We start from the raw sequence: 21,075 nt of genomic DNA, 5'->3' as shown, positions 1-21,075 counted from the left end.
GTCCTCCGTTGTCGGACTTAACAACAGAAGAGACCCGAATTTTATACGTTGACAATGCATGAGTCACTTTATTTATGGAAACCTGCATGGCTACTGTACGCAATCGCTCTGTGTTGTCCTTCTGTGTTGTCCTTCTGTGATGCCATTATTTCTTTCGTCGAAAGCCAGGGTTTCTGTTGTCAATCTGGGCACGCCTCATGTTGATCGTAACGCAGACTGATGCGACTGGGGATTCTCAGAATCAGGGGGATTCCCAGCACCAGAGGGGTTCTCGGGGTGAGGCTGCCACTCAAAGAGGCTGGCAAGGTCGTGAAGAGGTGCGGCGGCGGCCGGGGCGTGTTCCCGCCGTGCTGACCGGAGCGGCATTGGCAAGTGGCATTGCGGTTGAAGCCGCCTGGGGTTTCTTTCCCAGTTTAATGTTTTGGCTGGCGGGACTGGGACTGATCGGAGGGTGGGCCGGCTTTCAACAGAGATTCGGCGGAAAACTGTCTCACCGGTGGCCGCCGATGTTCTTTTTCTCAGCCGCAGGGTTAATCGGAATTGCCGCTGCGGGAGGGCTATGGCACCAACTGACCTGGAACTGGGTGCCAGGGATTTCCTTATTACGTTTCGCGGGAAGAGAGGCGCAGGCCGTCCGACTGGAGGGAACGGTTGTGACTCCCGTGATCTACGAGCGGACAGTCGGTTCGTTTGGAACCGGTGAAACGAAAGAAGCCCCAAAGATAAAGTCAGATAGTTCCTTCGAGACAATAGACACAGCAACCGCTGAGAAACCCTCCCTGATTGTATCATCAAAAAATCTTCGTGTCGTATCGCGTTGTCTTGTTGCTGTGGAGGCGATAGGGCAACACAAGAATCGTCGGACGGTTCAAGGGAATGTTCAAGTTCATATTGAAGGAGAGACGCCTCTATTTCAGCCGGGTGATCGCGTAGTGATCTATGGAAAATTGATGCGATTGGCACCACCCATGAATCCCGGCGAATTTGATTATTCCGGGTGGTTATATAGCCAGGGGATACTGGGATTAGTACGTGCCAAACATCCAGAATCAATGCAGCGGGATCACCACATAGTGAGTTGGGCATGGTGGCCTCGCCGCGTACTTTCGTTGATACGCCAGCGGGCCGAACAGGGGATCGAACGTATCGTTCATCACGCCCCACCCGAACTGGCAAATAGCATTCTTCTGGGAGGCCGGCAACAATTAAAACCTGAGTTACGGGACGCCTTTATCCGAAGCGGACTGCTCCATATTCTGGCTGTTTCAGGTTTGAATGTCGGGTTGGTCGTCGTGCTGGCGATGATGATCTGCAAACCGTTTGTGCGACACCCCTGGACTCTGGCAGCGATAGGATTGGGGACAATTGTGCTGTTTCTGCTGCTGGCAGAAAACGACCCGCCCGTCGTGAGAGCGGCGATTTTCGGCTGCACCTGGATTGTGGGAAGCCGTATCGGGCGAATGGCTGACCCGATCAATCTGCTGGGAGTCACAGCGGTACTGATTCTCCTGGTGTCTCCCCATGATGCGTTACAACTTGGTTTTCAACTCTCTTTCCTGGCTGTGATGACATTGATTCTTGTCACCAGAGCTTTGCAGCAACCGTCCAGAAGCCTGTCATCATGGTTTGTGAATCTCCGAACATCTGATGGCGCTTCAACTCTCTTTTCAAAGTGCATTGTGAATCTGCGTATCCTGATAGCAGTAACATTAGCTATCTGGTGTTTAACAACACCGCTCATCGCAGCGACATCGGGGGTGATCTCACCGGTTGGACTGATACTTAATATTATTCTGGCACCACTAGTACCGGTCATGATGTGGAGCGGCTATCTGACGTTGATATTAGTGCTGATCCATCCGGTTTTAGGGATCCCGACAGGTTGGGTCTTTGACTACACATTATCGTGCCTGATCCTGGCTGTGGAGTCATCGGCTCACTGGACTTGGGGGCATGTTGTGGTGCCTCCACTGCCGATGGAATTAGTCGCAGGGTTTTATCTCACAATTGCGGCATGGATGGTTTTCCGTGAACATCGTGCGAGAGTGGTCGCGTTATCTCTCTTTTTAGGAACGGGTTGGTTACTGACGGGGATGATTCCCCGGGAGCAGCCCTTGCGGGTTACCTTCCTCTCAGTGGGCCATGGATTGGCCGTATTGGTGGAGACGCCCGATCGTCGGAATTGGCTCTATGACGCGGGGTCGCTGGGTCAGGCACAACGGGCAGCCCGCACCATCAGTCAGGCCATTCGTTATCGAGGATACTCCTCTCTGGATGCGTTGACGATTTCCCATGCAGATGCCGATCATGGGAACGCGGTTCCTTTATTGACAAAAGATCTCTCGATTCACTGGTTGGGATTTCCACGAAGTGCCGCTGATCCTGGCCAACGAACCATTGGTGAAGCAGCCAGCGCTGTTCAAGAAACTGGCGGGCAGATTCGGATTGTTGCCGGCGATCAACAGTTTCAACTTTCTGAGCAAGTGGCGATTGAATTTCTCTGGCCACCTGACCGAACTTCAGCAGACCTGGCCAATGCGGGCGAGAGTGATAACTCGCAAAGCCTGGTCGCAGAAATCCGGTATGCGGGGCGGATCATTCTATTAACAGGTGATGTGGAAGAGGCCGGGCTTGAGGCTTTATTGCAAAAGGAACCTCGCAAGATCGATGTCCTGCTGGCCCCGCATCACGGGGGAAACAAAAGCAATATCAAAGCGCTCAATGATTGGGCACAACCAGTGCATGTTGTCTCCAGCCAGGGGCCAGGAGATGTGACGACGCGTTTGGGGCCAACGTTCCCTGATTCGACGATCTGGGTCACTTCAAAACAAGGGGCGATCACCGTGGAGATCGATCCAAGCGGGGCGATGCGTGTGGTGCCCTACTTAAAAGAGTTTTAATGCGTTTTCCAGAAATCAACGGCGCGTTGAAAGATGCGTCAGGCATGCTTGCGGCCTTCGTGCCATGCTCACGACGGCTTTGAGTGAGCATGCCGGATGTTCCTTTGACGCCGATCTTCCATCAATCCAAAGAGCATGCTTGCTCAAAGCTGCTGCAAGCATGGCAAGGGAGTCATCAATCCTGAGCAGGCCACCCGCCCTGATTGAAGTTGTGATTGGTGTTAATTGCGGTCGGTTTTGCCGCTTGTGGTTGTTTGTTCAATATTCTCAATGGCGCGACTTTTGGGCACGCTGGAAGATCGTGAAGATTGGCCTTGTCGGAAACGTGATGATGAGTGAAAACCCACGTCGTCAAACCCGGCGTCCCAATCACGCCGGAGGTGCCAACCCTTTTCACGAGAGCCTGAATCGCTTACAGCGCATGTCTTTGCGACATGGCTGGATTCCGCTCGTTCGTATGCGACTCCACCGTCGCATGATGGGCCCGGGTTTGATTTTTTCACGCCGTGTCACGGCTTTGTCTTCGGGTTGATCTCGCCGCAACGTCCTCCGTTGTCGGACTTAACAACAGAAGAGACCCGAACTTTATACTTTGACAATGCACTGGCCAACAAATTCAGCCAGATAGGGCTTCACCAGTTTGATCCGGCTTGACCGAGTGGGTGGATTAACTGGCCGTCCATTCGCCCGCATTGGCGCGCTGCTCAATCTCCAGCAATTTTCCCAGCCGGCGGGCGTGACGTTCTTCATTGGAAAAGTTGGCGCCTAGGAACGACTGGACAATCTCCAGTGCCAGAGCTTCACCAATGATGCGTGCCCCCAGGCAGAGGACATTCATATCGTCATGCTCAACCCCCTGGTGGGCTGAATAAGTATCATGGCAGATCCCGGCGCGGACTCCAGGGACTTTATTGGCCGCCACGCTAATGCCGACCCCCGAACCGCACAGCAGAATCGCCCGTTCAGCCTGCCTGGTGGAAACAGCCAGGCCACCTTTCAGCCCATAGTCAGGGTAATCCACCGAACAGAGTGAGTCGGTTCCAAGATCAACAATCTCGTGCCCGAGTTTCACCACCAGTTCGGCGACCTTTGCCTTGAGGGGAAAGCCGCCATGATCACAACCAAGAGCAATGCGCATAACGAACATCTATCACTAATTGAAAGTAGAAAACCCATCAAATTGCGGTTGGCACCAGGCATGATAGCAATTGCCCATGACCTGACGACAAACTGCTGGCCCGGCAATATTTCGACCAGAATACATATCCGCATCATCAGGAACGAGTGCCGACATGATTGTGGCGAACTCTGAGCCAACCGTCGACGGTAAAACTTTCTTCTGCGTAGTGTGATGCCGCCTTGTCAGGAGATGGCATCCCGGAACTGTCGAGGGATCACGGCAATGGGGATCCCCGCCACTTAAGCCACAGGCCGCAGATCAAACCGCAAAAAAAGCGGTGGGATCTCGCTAATGATGCCCAGACGACTTCTTCGCTTCTGGTTTCTTGGCTCCATGTCCAGAACTGCTCGCACCATGCCCGCCAGATGCTGGTTTTGGCGCACCATGCCCACTTGATGATCCGTGCCCTGCTGCTCCATGAGCATCTCCCTTGGCGGAGCCGTGGTCGTCGGTTTCCTTTTGGGGGTGTAAACTCTGGCCGGGGGGAACTTGAGAAGGATCAGCCTTGCCGAAAAAACCGCCGGGTTCCTCGGGGTTTTCGCGATATTTACGGGCCAGTTCACCAATCAGGAAAACTTCCACACGAGCATTCTGAGCCTGATGCTCGGCATCCAGTTTTTTGGCACTGTAAGGTTCTTCCGCCCCATCCTGGCTCAAACGAATACGGCTCAGTTCGACTCCACGAGAAACCAGATAATCTTTCACAGACTGACTTCGATCCCACGCCAACTGCCAGGGGTCTTCTTGCGACGTGGAACCCCCGCGCTCCCGGCGCGAGGCATGCCCCCGGACTTCGACCTTATTTGGCTTACCCCACAAGTCAGGGAGCAGGGCTTCCAACTGATTCTTGGCCGCTTCATCCAGTTCGTGGATCTTCTCTCCAAAGAGCACCATCGTGCCGACATTCCGCATTTTTTCAATGTCGTGAAAGATCTTCAGCTCCGCTCGCGGCGGAAACAAAGAAGGCTCGGCGTCAGGATCCAGTTCTGTGGCAGCAGAACCGGGCGGTGGCTGGAAGTAGTGAGCAATGGCCACTTTGACTTCTTTGCTCTGCCCGGTAATCCACATCACCAGAAAGAAGGCCATCATGGCGGTGACAAAGTCCGCATAGGCAACTTTCCACGCGCCTCCGCCACCTGCAGCCATGTCTTCGTTCCTTCTTATGAATACTGGCCATGGGGATCAATCGGCGTGATCCCTGGCGATTACGCAGCGGCATCGGCCTCTTTGAGCAGCTTTTCCATTTCAACGCGTTCAGGACGAGCTTCGCTGCAAACCACCCGGCGAGCCTGCTCGATGATTTGCTTTGGAGCCGCTCCGCCAATGGCGGCTTCGATAATGGCGGCTGTTGTGCGGTAGAAATCCATCTCGGCCTTTCCCAGCAGATCCATGCGGGCAGCCAGCGGGCCCATGAATCCGTACGAAGCCAGAATTCCCAGGAACGTTCCTACCAGGGCCGCACCCACTTTGTGGCCGATTTCTTCGACAGGGCCATCGATGGCGCCCATGGTGATTACGATCCCCAGCACAGCCGCCACAATCCCGAAGCCCGGCATCGCATCAGCGCTCTTGGCGAGAATCCCCACCACTTGATGATGCTCTTCTTCCATCACTTCAATCTGCTTTTTCAGCAAATCATGAAGCTGCTCCTGGCTCATGCTGGCTTCGACGACTGAAGACAGGCCATCGCAGAGAAATGTCGTGAAGTGGTGATCTTTTTGAAGGCGGGGATACCTGGAAAAAATCTTGCTTTCATGAGGATCGTTCAGATGCGGTTCGAGTGCGAGCAGTCCGTCTTTTCTGGCCGTTTTCAACAGGTCATAAGACAGCTTGAAGAGATCAGCATACGCCTTTTTATTAAACGGACTCCCCTTGAGAGTCTGGATGATCGAGCGGATCAGATCCTTAATGATCTTGGGGCTTCCCATCACCAGCATGGCACCCAGCGACGCACCACCAATCGTGAGGACTTCTGAAGGGTGAAGCAGTGCACCGACGTGACCACCCGCCCAGGTGAAACCACCCAGAACGCAGCCGGTCACAACGATAAAACCAAGAATAACGAGCATGCCGCTGAATTCCGCTAAACGTGGCGTGGAGGCGAAACAAGCGATGAGGACACGAAGACGAAGAGACAAAGACCCAGTCACGAAGACACGACTGAAACATCGAAAAGCCGACGTCGTCTCTGTCATCGACCGTAAGAGCGCGGCTCTGTGGCAGGAATGGCCGCTACTTCTCACCAAAAACATAGCCCGCAGCGAATCGGAGGGTTGTACGGAGCTTGACGATCAGGCAAAGTCTGACAATTGCCTTGAGTCGTTCTCGTTGAACATCGAACCCAAAAAGCACATTTTCGCCAGTCGAATGCGCAGCCAACGGAAAAATCCTCTCGCCACATTTCACGAAATGTGACAGCCTGTCGTCCACCGGAAGCCTGATGTTGATTGCCCCCCCTTTTTGAGGGATCAGAGTTCGCGGTGATGAAGCGAATCCTCCCTCCCGGCTTATCGGGAACCGATGCAGAACACGAAAAGGATTTCATCGTTCATGGCACATCACCGGGCGACATCACTCGAACGCGAGGCAGCGACTGCAATCCATCCTTCAAGAATCGCGTCGCCCTTCAGGGCAGCCGCTCTGCTGACGATGGCCATCGTCATGACCATCTTTTCGGCTGGCAGGTGCGTGGCCGGGGAGTGTGTCTCCGAATGGGAGGAGATCACCGACCGCCACGAAAAGATCGCGATCCTGCAGAACATCATCGACCGATCCCGCGAGTCCTCCGATCGCATCCGCACCTGGAAGGGGAAGTATCGCCGGGATAGCAAATCCATCACTGATCTGGAAAAGTGGGCCAAGAGACCAGCCGCCAGTCTGCACTATCCAACGGGTTACCAGCCTCTACGCACCACGAAGAGTGAGTTGGTCTACGAGTTCTCCGCAGACTACGACCGGAAGACGTTGTTTTGCAGTGGAGCAGTCCATGAAAAGTACGCGGGCCGTGGAACCACCACTGTTGTTTACAACCAGTTGGTGACCGATCAGGAAATGGCCAAGATCAATCTTATTCGATACGCTGGAAAACTGATGGACGACCCGTTTCCTGCCAGAGAGAACGATCCCGCATTCTTCATTGAGATTCACGGACGAGACAGATCCCTCGGCGGCCCCGCCTGGCCTCAAGACACCAGTGCCTGGCGGGCGTGTGAGTTTTGCGTGTTTGACCCCAAGACACTCTCCGGGCTTGAGTATCCCGTCTGGGATCAATTGGCCATGTACGTCAAGGAACTCAGCTACGAAGACCCAGCGATCATTGAGCAAGTCCAAAAAAGGCTGGCGGTCAGCCGTCGAAAGCAAGGGAACCACACCATCGTTTCGATCAAGTCCCTCCGCCCGACATGGGTCAAGGAGCACGTCTTCTCCAGCGAACATGCCTACCTGCCGATTTCGCGACGGGATGAGGCCATCGACTCGACGGGTCAGCACACCCTTCAACAGGATTTCACCTGGGAGTACATGACGATCGACGGAATCCACATCCCCCGGAAGGCGACACTGCGAACGATCGATCCCCATCAGGCACAGGAATCGGAGATCTGTATTTGCCATGTGGAGTCGGAACTCAACAGCCCGATCGCCCCTGATTCATTTTCCCTGAAAGCACTGGGCGCCGCCGAGGGAACTCGCATCCTCGATAGGCGGGACAAGAGCATCTCGATCTACCGGGAGGGCCGGAAAATGAACCTCAAGGAATTCCAAACCCGCTTCCCGGAAACTCGTTGAGCTGCGTAGGGCAGGCTCCCGCCTGCCGGTTCGGCTACGCGCCTATGCAATATAAGGTTTGCAGGCATATCTTCGTAGAACTCGCTTCTATTGATGAGGCTGAGTTATTGCCGCAGGCTCACCGTCTGGAATCTCGACGCGGAGTGGAAGCAGCGACATGCCTTGTTTTTATCGGTCATCAGCAGATTCTCAACTCGCACATAACACATTCCACACACAACACGAGCCGGAATCGCAACGAGCCGGAAGCGTCAGCGACGGACACAACAAATTAATCACTCCGCCGCCACAAGTTCTTCTTCAACACCCTGCGACCCAAAGCATTTTTCTTGAATTCCTCTCGCTCCCGATTGCGAGATCATTAATGCGAGTGTCCGTCACTGATGCTTCCGGCTCGTTGGTACGGGACGCGAGGTGGAAGCAGCGGCAGGCCTTGTTTTTATCGGTCATCAGCCTCGACAAAAACAAAACAACCCCGAACCACTGTTGCCAATGATCCGGGGCTGCCGGAAAACTTCCGGCCTCTGTCAGGGTCTTTCCACGACATCACCCAGGTTCTTTGAATAGAACTTTGAAGAGTGCGTGATGGTGTCTTGGATTTCACCGAAGTGAGATCCCGCCGGTACGACAAATTGTCACTTTCATGACTTGTGACTCAGGTAAGGTGATCACTTGTCATGAAGGTCGAATCGTCATTGTCCATTTCTCGAATTCGAGGGGAAAGTCACGTCAGACGCGACTTCCCACCGGTGACGACTGCAACATCGCACCGGCAACAGGCCCTGACCAGGCCGGGTGAGGAGACTTCTGTCCGGAATCACAACCAGAGTTTTGCAACTCCAGTTGTAAGGCGCGCCCAAATGAAGTCCCTCACTCCATCACCTCTTGTTGCGCAAAAAAAATGGGCAGCTACGTAGGGCAGGCTCCCGCCTGCCGGTTCGGCGGAAGGTTTTCAATGCCTTGACCACAAGTCGAGCAACAACACGAGCCGGAAGCGCTACGAGCCGGAAGCGTCAGCGACGGGCATGACTTATTAATCACTCCGCCGCCACAAGTTCATCTTCAACACCCCTCCGAACCAAAACATTTTTCTTGAATTCCTCTCGCTCTTGATTGCGAGATCATTAATGCGAGTGTCCGTCGCTGACGTTTCCGGCTCGTTGGTATGGGACGCGGGGTGGCCCATGGGGGCTGGCTTATTTTTCGGTCGTCAACGCGAAGGAAATCTCGTTGTCACCGGGCTGAACATCTGCCGTCAGCACCGTTTGCGAATGATACTTCGCGGGTAAGACTTCATCTCGCGTCATCAATAACGGCTCGATGGTCTGGTAGGCCGAGGTGATCGAAACCTGATGTCGGCCAATCTGGGCACCTTTTTTACCGTCGCTATAATTCAGTTCGTAACGACCATTCACATCTGTCTCGGCGATGGAAAACCGCCCTGACTCCGGCTGGAATTTCACGGTTGCATAATCAAGTGTCTCACCATTCAGCGTCACCACCCCATGCACTCTCCCCAGAGGGGGAACATCGGAGTCGCCGCCCGTGCATCCCGCCAAACAGATCAACGATCCGAACAATCCGCATGCCAGAGGACGAAACCAGTAGGTCAACATTGTGGCCAGCCATCCGATCAGAGGACGAATAGGTGTTGGGACAGCTTTAGAATTCACCGACTACTTCCCCTTTGCCAATCGTCACAAGGGAGTTAATCACATTGAGCTGATCGACATTCTGGTTAATGAAGCGAACAGAGCCATCGGCCATCAACGCATGCATTCCACCGGTATGATAACTGCCGTTGGTGTACCAGGCGGCTGATCCAGTGACTGTGGAATTAATGCCGCTTCTGGCATTTTTCCAGAATGTGTAGGTATAGGCATTCCAGTAAGGGCCAGTCCATTGATACCCGACCTTGAGCATTTTCGCTTCCGTCATAGCGAATGTATTGCTCGTTCCATCAGCAATATCGCGAAATGACGCAGACCCGTTGGCCCCCCACATCCCTTTGAGGTTTGAGGTATCCGCGCGATAGGTTGATGAATAGCCATTGTCATCGTAGCCGGAGGCCAGAGCGTAACTGGTTCGCCAGGCACCAATCCCGCGAGAGAACCAGTCGTTATTGTTGACGTCCTGATCTCCTTTAACGGAACCTGGATCGGAAGGGCAGACAAACACAGACACGAGGCCGGTGATCAGAGCCTGCTGGTCGGTTGCCGGGTAGGTATCGCCTGTCGTTGCACAGGTACTGGCGCCGGCACCTCCTCTATACATCGACCGCCCGCTGGCCAGTCGAAAATCAAACTTGTTGTACAAAGGCCCCTGATCAAGATAAGGGAGCAGCATCTGATAAGCGGTATGATTCAGAATCGGCTTCCCACCATTCACAAGGCAGTTGTTGCCAGGATTAATCGTGCCGGGAGGCATCACGCTATGCGTGTCGTGATAGTTGTGCATCGCCAAGCCCAGTTGCTTGAGATTGTTCTTGCACTGGCTGCGACGAGCTGCTTCACGAGCCTGCTGAACGGCTGGCAAAAGCAGGGCAATCAGGATAGCAATAATGGCGATCACGACCAACAGCTCGATCAGCGTAAACCCTCGTCGGGATTCAGGCCGAATGCATGAGGCTGTGCGCGGGGAAGACGGCGGAAAACAGGTTAAGAAAACCAGAGCGTGAAAATTACTCACGAAAGACCTCCCGATGAAATGGACAATTGACAGAAAACCTGAACCATGCACGTAAAAAAGAGAGCCAAAAGTGCTCGTCGAACATAAATCCAAAAGTAAAACTGCAACTGCGGAGGTTCAGTAACATCGAAACATATTGATATGTATGGTTACTGTCAACAAAAATAATGCCGGTTCGACCCCTAACATTCCGTTCTGACCGGCCATCGCTGCCAGACGGCTTTGTTTCACTCAACGCCCGCCCTGACAAACGCTATCCAGAAATCAACGCAACATTGAGAGATGCGTAAGGCGTGTTTGCTCAGAGCCGCTGTCTGTGACACACAACTTTTATTGAGCCGTACGACTTGGCTCAATGAGTCAAGACCTCTCAAATCGTGCCTTCGTCCCACGCTTGCGGCTCTGAGCTGTCTTTTACACACATCTCCGAATCCACAGGGGGTAGCCCAGGTTGCTTTGCAACCTGGGCCGGCAAAGCCGGTGAGAGGTCGCAGCTTGAGTCAATCCGACGAGACCATATCCGGTCAAACAAAAGATGATCTGCCTCGCGTAGACAGAATTGGTGAATGAACATTTCTTACCGCAGGCAGGGAAATGGCACGAAATGACCACAGAACTGGTCATCGGTCGTGCGTCGCGGGCCAGCCAGAACCCCTTTGTTTCATTAACGCCTCCTGGAGACAACCTCCTACGGCTCTGAAAGCAACCTGGGCCACCCATGCGTGCCTTCGTGCCATGCTTGCGGCTTTGAGGCAAGCATGCTCTTTGGATTGATGGAAGATCGACATCAAATGAACATCCGACATGCTGACTCAGAGCCGCCGTGAGCATGGCACGAAGAGCGCTATTTCAAATGGGAATGCGTCTCATGGTGCCTTTGCCCTGATCTTTTAAGGAGGAGACTCCTTAATGGTGTTGCGATATCAGGGGGTTGCGATTTCAAGACCGGCTTCTTTCCAGCCGCGGAAGCCGCCGTCGACGGAAGTGATGTTTGAATAGCCCATCTTCTGAAGTGTGTCAGCAGCGAGCAGAGAACGGAAGCCGCCGCCGCAATAGAGGTAGACCTCGGTTTCCGTGTCGGGAATCAACGTTTCAATATCCCGTTCAATAATGCCTCTACCGAGGTGCCTGGCGCCCGGGATGTGTCCTTTGGCCCATTCATGATCTTCGCGAACATCATAAACCAGTACCGGTTGACCTGCTTGAAGTTTTTCCGCCAGGTCAGTGATGTTGCATTCACGGATATTCGGACGAATGGCTTCAACAAGCTGCAAAAACCGGGGGTTGTGCTGCATGGAGATGACTTCCAGAAGAGAGTGTTCAGAAATGGCGGCGATTACCAGCCGATGTCTTTCGTCAGTGCCTGTTGGGCTGCAACAAGTTTAGCATAGTGGCCACCTTGCAGCCTCAAAAGATCTTCGTGCGATCCCGCTTCGACAATCTGTCCGTGATCGAGCACTACAATCCGATTGGCCCGTCGGAGCGTGCTGAGGCGGTGGGCAATGGCAATCGTGGTGCGGTTCTTCACCAGATTTTGCAGGGCTTCCTGAATCTGTCGTTCGGTCTCGGTATCAACAGCACTGGTGGCTTCGTCGAGAATCAGCAACTTCGGATTGATGAGAAGAGCGCGAGCAATCGAAATGCGTTGGCGTTCGCCGCCGGAAAGGGATTGTCCCCGTTCACCGACCAGTGAGTCATAGCCATCGGGCAGTTGGAGAATGAATTCATGCGCGCGGGCAGCCTTCGCAGCGGCGATGATTTCATCCCGAGATGCCAGAGGATTACCGTAAGCAATGTTTTCGGCGATGGTGCCAAAGAACAAGAACGGGTCTTGCAATACGATGCCGACATTCCTTCGCCAGTCTTCGACCTTGAACGAGCGGATATCAGTGCCGTCGGCATAGATCGCACCTTCAGCCACATCAAAAAAGCGGCAGACCAGGTTAATCAGAGTGCTTTTCCCGGCACCGGTCTGGCCGACCAGTCCAATCATTTCTCCCGGAGCGATTTTGAGATTCACACCATCGAGCACCTTGCGGTTGCCGTAACGGAAGCCGACAGAACGGAGTTCAACTTCACCGCGGAAGTTGTCCAAAGGCAAAGGGCGGGCGGGTTCAGGCACACTCGAAACACGGTCGAGGATTTCAAAAATGCGCTGGGCACTGGCTGCTGCCCGTTGCGACGAGTTCACCATGCGACTCATCGATTCCAGACGACTGTAGAACCGGGCAATGTAAGCCAGGAATGCGGTCAAGACACCAACAGTAATCAGCTGTTCGTGAACGCGGTAAATCCCATAACCCCAGACGACCAGAATCCCTAATTGATTGAGGAAGATGATCATGGGCCAGAAGAACGTCCAGACGCGGTTGACCTTATCATTGGCAGAAAGCACTTCGCGGTTAGCCTGAGCGAAGCGTTCAATCTCTCGTGATTCCTGAGCAAACGCTTTCACAACGCGGATGCCGGGAATGGTGTCGGCCAGCACGCTGGTCATCTGTGCCCAGGCCCGGCCACCCTTCTGAAAGCCCGATTGCAGCTTGTCACGCGAGACATACATCAGCCAGGCGACGATGGGAAATGGAATGAGCGAGACCAGAGCCAGCCAGGGATCAATCCAGACCAGCACGACGGCCGTCCCCACGATGAGAAAGCAGTCGGCGGCAAAGTCGACGACACCATCAGAAAGGAACTGGCACAGGCGGTCAGAATCCGTACTGATGCGGGACATCAGATCGCCAGTCCGTTTACCACCAAAGTATTCGAGGGAAAGCCGTTGAAGGTGAGCATAAGAGGCGTTGCGAAGATCAGCGGCAATCCGCTCGCTCACCCAGGCGAGTAGCACCCCTTGAATCCAGCCAAGAATCCAGGCCGCAACAGCCGCCAGAAGTAATCCCAGAAGATAAAGCCCCGCCGTGGTGAGAGTAAAATTGGCTGATTCAGGGATGGGTGTCCCTGTCTCACGGGCTGCCAGAGCCGCTGTCTGATACGGGATGAGAATGTCGTCGAGCAGAGGCATGGTTAGATAGGGGGGAATCAAACCTGCAACCATTGCCAGAAACGAAAGCAGGAACCCAGCGGCTATCGCAGCGGCATGCGGACGGGCAAAGCGAGCCAGTCGCCAGAGGGCTTTGGTGGTTGGTGGTGAATGGGTCGACTCCGCTTCAGGAGGGAGGACTTCTTCGATCAGTTGATGTGATGATGAACCAGAAGTGGCCTCTTCAAATGCCTCAATCAGCAGCAGTATTGCCGGCCCGAGATCGAGCGTGTAGTGCCAGATCGCGAGTCGTCGATCCGTTGCGTAGACCTCTAATGTCCCCAACCCGGCACGGTCATTGGTGACCAGTGACGTCATTTCAGAGAAAGCCCACTGAGAGATCACCGGGGCGTCGGGAGTGCCTGAGCAAGCGATCAGAGATCCTGGCGTCAGAACTAATAGCGTCGGGTGAAAGGTGCGCGTGGCATCGATATTTGACCAGGCCCAGGCGGTGGCAGGCGTTTTGGCGTTGACGAACTCACGCAGGCACGACTGCCAGACGGCAGGGATCGGTGAACCGGGGGGAGCAACTCGCAAGTCAGCGGCATTTGCCACGTCTTTAGTTCCGAAAGTACACGCAGGGCCGTCTGAATCGCACCGGGAGGCGTCGACTGGTGAGATTATCACATTCGCCGTGTCTGAACGAAAGGGAGTCGGTTAAGGCATTGTCGGATCGGCAAGTGGCGGCATAACAACTGTCTCCCGTTCACGCTGTCCATCATGGCTGGCTGACATTTATTCACATGTGCTTTAATGACATGGAAAGTCATGTTATTCGGCGATACCCCCGACTTTCCCAGAGCCTGCCCAAAAACATTCCCTCTCCACTTGCGGGGTTTGAGGCCGGGGAGTTTCTCACTGAACCTGATGAATCCGACAGAATTAAGCGGGGAGCCGTGCGCAGCTCATGGAGGGGTTCGTTCTACTGACGATGTCATTGTTTCAGCGAGAGTTGACTGAAGCCTGCCCGGTTTCGACGCACTTCCTGAGCAGAATCTACTCATCTTCATCACTTCTTCTAAAATCGTCTTCAGGAAACAGTGCCAGTCAGGTAGATGATATGCACATGGGTGGATCTACTAGGTCAACTCGATTTCAAGAGAAAAAACGACATCCGGGAGTCAGCAGGTCTGATTGATCCTGTCATTCTCGAATTTTCTACACGAACGGGAGGTGATGGCACATTGCTTGCTTAGGTGAAGGGGTAACTCTCCCATAAACTTCCCCCCAACGGCACTGCGGCTTGAAATGATGATGTCGACCACGGCACAACCATCCGCAGTCCCTCAGACCCACTGGTCTGATTTAGAGTATCTTCTTCTCGGAGATCTCCGCCAGGTTTTAGAGGAACAGCCCAGCCTCATGAGAGACCGGTGGCTTGTCAGTCTGTTGGATGTGCTGCTTGCAGGTCGTATGCGGCGAACGACGGAGAATGGCCCCGCATCTGGACGGATTTCTTCCTGTGCCATTTCCTCTCCCCTTCATACGGGTGATTTCCGGAATGAATTTCTGCTGAGTGAGCAGGAGATTCTTTACGGGAAACTGCAACGATTAAGAGATCGGGTGGCGCATCGCACCCCATTCAGTTTGTTGTCAAACGAAATTCGCTGCGATCTGCAAGACCTGCTGTCTCTCTGTTGATAGCGGCCCCAAAGCTGTACCGGCCCCAACGCTCAGACCGGCCACAACATCAACATGATCGCCATGCCAGCTTTAAGCCGCTGATGAGTGCGATCAAAACTCGATTTCGATGACCTGTTTCTCTCTTAACAGGCGGGAATTGACGCGGATTTCGTCGCGCACCAATCGGTCAGCCCCTGGAACAAAGACCTTCAATTGGACGCCGCCATCTTTGACTTTGATGCGCGCTGGTGTATTGGCCTGCTTGATGGCGTTCTGAATGATCAACCGGAAACCATCTGTCCCGATGACATCACCCGTCAGGTCATTGGATTGATAAACGGCCTGATTTTTAGGGAGCTTCACATGGATGATGATGTGATAATTCTGATTGGCTTTAGGATCGCGCGGCTCTGTCCAGACACTGAAGCTTCCTTTAGTGATCGCAAAGGTCGGGATGCCGACATTGGGCATGCTGGTTCCTTGGCCGCCTCCTTCACCCCCTTCTCCGTCCTCTCCTGTTCCATTGGCCCCAGATGACGACTGGCTGAGTTCAAAGGGATCAAACCCTGAAGTTCCGCTTTGCATCAAATCGAGTGGTGACATTTCAATCTGAGCCGCCGGTGAGTCATCCCCACCAGAAAGAACAGTATCCAGAACCAGTGCTTCGCCATCGCCGTTTTCTAATCCGCCAAACAGATTCAGTCCCTGAGTGCTGCCCGCAGTAAAGTAGAAAAAGGAAACAGACGTGAGCAAGAAGAGATGCAGCAGCAGTGAGACTCCATACGCCGTCAGTGCGTAGGTCAACAGTCTTCGCGCCCAAGTCGTGCTGTTGTCTGCCACCACCGCCTGGCTGAGATCCAATGGAGGCACATTTTTCGTCGGATCGCTGCTTGGCTGATCGTTGTTTGGCTGGTCGCTATTTGACTGGGTCTGACGCTCTTTTCTGGCTCGCATCCAACGAGGTGCCTCGCCCGGTTTTGCGGGCAGATCACCGGCAGCGGAGGGAGACAAACCTTGAGACATCAGCCATATCTGCCGTAAGGATTCTGACAGGATTCCTTTCTTTATGTTATGCGCTTCCCCCATTCTCTACCATGGAAATTACGGAAAGTTCGTCCTGGAAATCACTTCAGGATCTTATCCGGTTTGCTGCTCCCCCTCGAAAATCGGCCATTTTCGTCGACATTCCCCCTGTTTATCGCTGACCACCCACACTGTTGTATCCTTCCCGCTTTACCACAAATGATGGTGACAGGTCACTTGGGTGTTCCTACTATTTCATAAACCTTGGGGACGCGCCGCTTAAAGTGCGAAGCCACGAAGCCGTCTGTCCCTCCGTCGACCGATCGCCAGGGGCTTGATTCTTCGTGAGTTTCGTGGGTCAGGCGATGGGCGCCGCGTCGATCAGCTATCACAAATTCTCACGTATTGCCGACGAAATCATCAACACCGCCAGCAATGCCGGGAATATGGATTTTTGTAATGACCTCTGCCACACCACCGCCAGAAGACTTGCATCTGCATGAGGTCTCCTCCGCTGATCACGACGAAGCGGAGGTTTCTCCTATTGGCAAGTTCCTTTCCAAGCTGACAGGTTCCTGCGTCAAACGTCCCTGGACGACGATGGCCATCGCAGCGGCTTCTGTCGTCGTTTGCGTTTTCATCACGGCGTTGTTTTTGAAGTTCAAGACGGATCGATCAGACCTGATTCACCCGTCAGCCGATTTTCATCAACGCTGGCTGCGATACACCCAGAGCTTTGGCGAAGGCAGCGATCTTGTTGTCGTGGTCGAAGGGTCATCCCCCGAACGCATCAAACAGGCGATGGATGATCTCGGCGCCAAATTACATAACGAGCCAGAGTATTTCAGCAACATTCTCTTCAAAGTCGAGCCAGGAGAACTGCGCAGCAAAGGCTTGCAGTATCTCTCTCCTGAACAGCTTTCCCAAGGACTGGAACGACTGGATGAATACCGGCCCATTCTTGCGGGAAACTGGGATCTTGTGCGTCTGGAAGCGATTGCGGTGATCCTCAAGACACAACTGGAAGCCGCAAAATCACCCACTCAGGTTGATGGCTTACTGCATCATGCCGATCGATTGACGGCCAGTCTTGCCAGCAGTGTTGATCAGACGGGGGAATTGACGAACCCCTGGCCCGATCTGCTCATGCTCGATCCCCAGATGAAAGCTCAGGGGAACCAGACGGTATATCTGGTCAATGACTCGGGAACGATGGGGTTTCTGAAGACGGCCCCCGTTCAAAAAGAAGCCGGTTCCTTTGAAGGGCACACCAAGGCGATTGATCGCCTTCGGGAACTGATGGACAGCGTGTGTGATCAGAACCCTCAAGTTCAAATGAGTCTGACGGGCATTCCGGTTCTGGAAAATGATGAAATGCGTCGTTCCCAGGCCGATATGGGTTGGGCGTCGATCATTTCTGAAGTGGGTGTTCTGCTGTTAATGCTGATCTGCTTTCGCGGCGTGCGGCACCCCATCATCGGCATGATCATGCTGGGTGTCGGAACGGCCTGGACATTTGGCTTCACCACACTCGCTGTTGGCCATCTCAACATTCTGTCGATTTCTTTTGTGACGATCCTGATTGGTCTGGGTGTCGATTTTGGCATCCACTTCCTGGCCCGTTATATCCAGCATCGCCAACAAGGCATGGAACTGAAGTCATCGCTGATCAATACTTCCGGGCGCATGGGGGTCAGCATTTTGACGGGGGCCATTACATCGGCATTAGCGTTCTTTTGTGCCGCTTTCACTGATTTTCTCGGTGTTGCAGAACTGGGCCTGATCGCCGGTGCGGGGATTCTGCTCTGCGTGGTCGCGACTTTCACGATCCTTCCCGCCATGCTGGTGATCTCGGATCGTCATCGTTCCGCATCACAACTCCCCTCACCCATTCGTGGCGAGTTGCTGCGACAATCCATTCTTCGGGCACCTGCCACTGTTCTGGCCGTGTCAGGCGTGCTGGTTCTGGCGCTGGTTTTTCAAACGGTGGGCTGGAAAGACGGACATCTGGTCGGGCAAGTCGAATACGACCATAACCTGCTTCACCTTCAGGCCCGCGGGCTGGAATCGGTGGAGACTCAAAGTCGGATCTTCGCCAGTGCCGATCATTCGTTACTCTTTGCCATTTCAATGGCTGATTCCCCCGAAAAAGTGCGAGAACTGAAGGCGAGGTTTGAAGCTCTCCCTCAAGTTCGCAAAGTCGAAGAACTTGCCACGCGGCTTCCCGAACATTCGCGTGATCAGACCTCGTTGCTTGTTCAGGGATTCCACGCTCACCTGAACCATTTACCGGAAAAGCCACCCATTCCCAAAACGGCCAATCCGGGTCGCGTGGGGCACGCTCTGGATGATCTTTACGCTCATCTGCGGTTACGTAAAGAACCCAAAGCCAATGAACTGGCGGCACGATTGGACAAATCGCTCAATGCTCTGGCCAGCATGGAACTCCCTGACCAGATGCAGTTGCTCACAGAATTCCAATATCGGATGTCCTATGCCCTTTTGGCCCAATTTCAGGCTTTGAAAGCGGCCTCCAACCCCACTCCGGTCTCTTTAAGTGATCTTCCTTCCGAGTTGACATCGCGGTTTGTCAGTCAGCCAAAAAATGGCAAAGACCAATGGTTGTTGCAGATTTATCCCGCAAAGCAGGTCTGGGATATGGAGCCTCTGACCGAGTTCGTCACCGCTGTGAGAGCAGTCGATCCGAATATTACAGGCACGCCCCTGCAAAACTATGAAGCCGCTTTACAGATCAAGCACAGCTATGAGATTGCGGCACTCTATGCACTGGCCGTGATCATTCTGGTGCTGCTCATCGATTTCTTGCCTGCAAACCAGATCTGGAGCTGTCTGACTCCAGGAATTATTGCTGCGATGGTGGTCGGAGCCGTTGCGTTCATTGGACAAAGCATGCCCTTTGAACAGACTCTTCTCTCTGTGGAATGGAAGTCATGGCTCCAGCAGAATGCACCGCTTGTCATGCTGGGGACAGCCAGCGGCGTGGCCATGCTCATGGCAACATGGCGATCCAGCGGCAGCGTGGGATTGACGCTGCTGGCGCTGATGCCGCCGGTTGTCAGCCTGCTGATGACTTTCGGGATTATGGTGGCTATCAAGATGCCGCTGAATCCCGCCAATCTGATCGTACTGCCGCTGATTATTGGCCTGGGTGTCGACAGTGGGGTGCATTTGCTTCACGATTTCCGGCATCGTGCCCCAGGGCCATACACCGTGACGCCCAGCTTGATGAACGCCATCATTCTGACGGTCACCACCACGATGGTAGGATTCGGCGCGATGATGATCGCTGCTCATCGGGGATTGTTTAGCCTCGGAGCGGTACTGACAATCGGCGTCACCTGCTGCCTGTTTATTTCCCTGGTGCCCCTGCCAGCCATTCTCGCACTGCTGGCTCGATACCGCCCTTCAATCCTGCAAGAACAACATCCCGAGTTCACCTTCAGGATCGAAGATTCCGACTTTGGAACTCACGACCAGCAGGCAGATCCTTCGTTGGAAACCGACATGCCCGCTGATGCCCGCGAACCAAGAATCCTCAAGCACCCCGCTCATGTCGCATGACGATACGCCACAGGGCGGTGCTTGTGACGAGAGTACGGGGTTTGTGACAAGAACGCGGCCAGGACGAATGATGGATCTGCGGAGTTTCCGGAAGCAATTGCTGAAATGGTATCGGCAACACGGCCGTCCTCTTCCCTGGCGAAAGTCACATGATCCCTATTCCATCTGGATTAGTGAAATCATGCTGCAACAAACCACCGTAGTGGCTGTTATCCCTTATTTTGAACGCTTCATGTCGAGTTTTCCAACGGTTGAAGCCTTGGCAAACGCCTCAGAAGCCAGCGTGCTCAAGCATTGGGAAGGGTTGGGATATTATTCTCGTGCCCGAAACCTGCACCGGGCGGCACAACAACTGACCCAGCAGCATGGCGGTCTGTTTCCTCGTCAGGTTGAGCAGTTGCTGGCGCTTCCCGGGATTGGGCGATACACCGCTGGTGCCATTGCCAGCTTTGCCTTTGATCTTCCCGCTCCCATTGTTGAAGCGAATACACAGCGGCTCTATGCCCGGTTGGTGGGTTATCGAGGCGATCTCAAAACGTCGGCCGGACAAAAGATCCTCTGGAAGTTCGCAGAAGAGATTGTTGAAGGCCGTGACCCTGGGCTGATCAATCAGGCTGTGATGGAACTCGGGTCGCTCATTTGCCGCCCTGCCAATCCCGAATGCGAACGCTGCCCGGTCTCCAGCCATTGCGTGGCCTTTCGAGATTCTGCCCAGCAGGAAATCCCCCTGCCAATCACTAAGCCGATCATCACACCCCAGAGCGATGCCACATTATTGATGGAGCACGAAGGCCGGCTGTTTTTAAGGCAACGCGAAAAATCTGAACGCTGGGCCGGGCTGTGGGATTTTCCACGATACGTCATGCCTGAAGAAGCTGTGACAAAAGGAGAGGCGACCTTCCCCATCGAATTGCAGGCCCGCCTTCACGAGCAATTTGGAGACTCTCCCGCATCATTTCAGATGTTTTCCCGGATCACTCACGCGGTCACACGCTATCGCATCACGCTGCATGCCTATTGGTGTGAATACCAGCCAGCACATCCCCGGAAAGATCCGTCATCCTTCTTTGACCCGCTTCATCCGTTGGGGCAGTGGTATTCATCGGTTGAGATGGACTCTCTCGCCGTTCCCATTACGACCAGAAAGCTGATCACTCAATGGCAGAAGCTCCATCACCTGCCTGCCAGATAAACCGGTGCCAGATCGCATTTCCGGCTTGCTTTTCCAGTGCCTTACCTGGTTTCATCGACAGGGA

General features: G+C 53.9%; 13 protein-coding genes. 5 read left to right on the top strand and 8 right to left on the bottom strand.

Features of this window, described 5'->3' with window-relative positions; genetic code table 11:
* Positions 1-197 precede the first annotated feature (197 nt).
* Positions 198-2,900, top strand: a complete 2,703-nt coding sequence (locus SH287x_RS20525; protein ID WP_479516283.1) for a ComEC/Rec2 family competence protein — start codon at positions 198-200, stop codon at positions 2,898-2,900.
* A gap of 667 nt (positions 2,901-3,567) precedes the next feature.
* Here the strand turns inward: SH287x_RS20525 and rpiB are convergent.
* The 3 genes from rpiB to motA all read right to left on the bottom strand — a co-directional run bounded on the left by rpiB (position 3,568) and on the right by motA (position 6,149).
* Positions 3,568-4,038, bottom strand: a complete 471-nt coding sequence (gene rpiB, locus SH287x_RS20520; RefSeq protein WP_479516282.1) for a ribose 5-phosphate isomerase B — start codon at positions 4,036-4,038, stop codon at positions 3,568-3,570.
* A gap of 330 nt (positions 4,039-4,368) precedes the next feature.
* A complete protein-coding gene (locus SH287x_RS20515) occupies positions 4,369-5,226 on the bottom strand; it encodes an OmpA/MotB family protein (protein WP_479516281.1) in 858 nt (285 codons plus the stop codon).
* A 59-nt stretch (positions 5,227-5,285) separates the two neighbouring features.
* Positions 5,286-6,149 (bottom strand): flagellar motor stator protein MotA, encoded by an 864-nt coding sequence (motA, locus tag SH287x_RS20510; RefSeq protein ID WP_479516280.1) that lies wholly within the window; start codon positions 6,147-6,149, stop codon positions 5,286-5,288.
* Between the two features lie 481 nt (positions 6,150-6,630).
* Between motA and SH287x_RS20505 the strand changes: the two genes are divergently transcribed.
* Entirely contained in the window at positions 6,631-7,866 is a 1,236-nt protein-coding gene (locus SH287x_RS20505; RefSeq protein WP_479516279.1) for a hypothetical protein, read from the top strand.
* A gap of 1,196 nt (positions 7,867-9,062) precedes the next feature.
* Here SH287x_RS20505 and SH287x_RS20500 read toward each other — a convergent pair.
* The 4 genes from SH287x_RS20500 to SH287x_RS20485 form a co-directional block, all read right to left on the bottom strand.
* Positions 9,063-9,539: a hypothetical protein gene (locus SH287x_RS20500; RefSeq protein WP_479516278.1), complete on the bottom strand. Its 477-nt coding sequence runs from the start codon at positions 9,537-9,539 to the stop codon at positions 9,063-9,065.
* Entirely contained in the window at positions 9,529-10,554 is a 1,026-nt protein-coding gene (locus tag SH287x_RS20495) for a DUF1559 domain-containing protein (protein WP_479516277.1), read from the bottom strand. Before SH287x_RS20495 ends, SH287x_RS20500 begins: the two co-directional genes overlap by 11 nt.
* A 923-nt stretch (positions 10,555-11,477) precedes the next feature.
* A complete protein-coding gene (locus tag SH287x_RS20490) occupies positions 11,478-11,849 on the bottom strand; it encodes a rhodanese-like domain-containing protein (protein WP_479516276.1) in 372 nt (123 codons plus the stop codon).
* A 41-nt stretch (positions 11,850-11,890) separates the two neighbouring features.
* Positions 11,891-14,146, bottom strand: coding sequence for a cyanophycin metabolism-associated ABC transporter (locus tag SH287x_RS20485; protein ID WP_479516274.1), 2,256 nt, complete (start codon positions 14,144-14,146; stop codon positions 11,891-11,893).
* An 807-nt stretch (positions 14,147-14,953) separates the two neighbouring features.
* Here SH287x_RS20485 and SH287x_RS20480 point away from each other — a divergent pair.
* Complete coding sequence (locus SH287x_RS20480; RefSeq protein ID WP_479516273.1) at positions 14,954-15,232, top strand: hypothetical protein; 279 nt, start codon at positions 14,954-14,956, stop codon at positions 15,230-15,232.
* 93 nt (positions 15,233-15,325) lie between these two features.
* Here SH287x_RS20480 and SH287x_RS20475 read toward each other — a convergent pair whose 3' ends face one another.
* Positions 15,326-16,237, bottom strand: a complete 912-nt coding sequence (locus SH287x_RS20475) for a hypothetical protein (RefSeq protein ID WP_479516272.1) — start codon at positions 16,235-16,237, stop codon at positions 15,326-15,328.
* 459 nt (positions 16,238-16,696) lie between these two features.
* On the opposite strand from SH287x_RS20475, the gene SH287x_RS20470 reads away from it, so the two are divergent.
* Together SH287x_RS20470 and mutY are read left to right on the top strand one after the other, a co-directional pair.
* Positions 16,697-19,819, top strand: coding sequence for an MMPL family transporter (locus tag SH287x_RS20470; RefSeq protein ID WP_479516271.1), 3,123 nt, complete (start codon positions 16,697-16,699; stop codon positions 19,817-19,819).
* The gene (gene mutY, locus SH287x_RS20465) at positions 19,809-21,011 is read left to right on the top strand and encodes an A/G-specific adenine glycosylase (protein WP_479516270.1); all 1,203 of its coding nucleotides are present in this window, start codon (positions 19,809-19,811) and stop codon (positions 21,009-21,011) included. The genes SH287x_RS20470 and mutY overlap by 11 nt, the downstream gene beginning before the upstream one ends.
* Positions 21,012-21,075 lie beyond the last annotated feature (64 nt).

The organism is Planctopirus sp. SH287, assembly GCF_056500625.1.
The sequence above is the reverse complement of the archived record's forward strand: the minus strand, read 5'-3'. Positions and strand labels throughout refer to the sequence as shown.

Bases quoted from the DNA above. Each gene is read 5' to 3' on its own strand.
- motA (WP_479516280.1), bottom strand. From the start codon at position 6,149: ATGCTCGTTATTCTTGGTTTTATCGTTGTGACCGGCTGCGTTCTGGGT.
- SH287x_RS20480 (WP_479516273.1), top strand. From the start codon at position 14,954: ATGAGAGACCGGTGGCTTGTCAGTCTGTTGGATGTGCTGCTTGCAGGT.
- rpiB (WP_479516282.1), bottom strand. From the start codon at position 4,038: ATGCGCATTGCTCTTGGTTGTGATCATGGCGGCTTTCCCCTCAAGGCA.
- SH287x_RS20475 (WP_479516272.1), bottom strand. From the start codon at position 16,237: ATGTCTCAAGGTTTGTCTCCCTCCGCTGCCGGTGATCTGCCCGCAAAA.
- mutY (WP_479516270.1), top strand. From the start codon at position 19,809: ATGTCGCATGACGATACGCCACAGGGCGGTGCTTGTGACGAGAGTACG.
- SH287x_RS20470 (WP_479516271.1), top strand. From the start codon at position 16,697: ATGACCTCTGCCACACCACCGCCAGAAGACTTGCATCTGCATGAGGTC.
- SH287x_RS20505 (WP_479516279.1), top strand. From the start codon at position 6,631: ATGGCACATCACCGGGCGACATCACTCGAACGCGAGGCAGCGACTGCA.
- SH287x_RS20515 (WP_479516281.1), bottom strand. From the start codon at position 5,226: ATGGCTGCAGGTGGCGGAGGCGCGTGGAAAGTTGCCTATGCGGACTTT.
- SH287x_RS20490 (WP_479516276.1), bottom strand. From the start codon at position 11,849: ATGCAGCACAACCCCCGGTTTTTGCAGCTTGTTGAAGCCATTCGTCCG.
- SH287x_RS20525 (WP_479516283.1), top strand. From the start codon at position 198: ATGTTGATCGTAACGCAGACTGATGCGACTGGGGATTCTCAGAATCAG.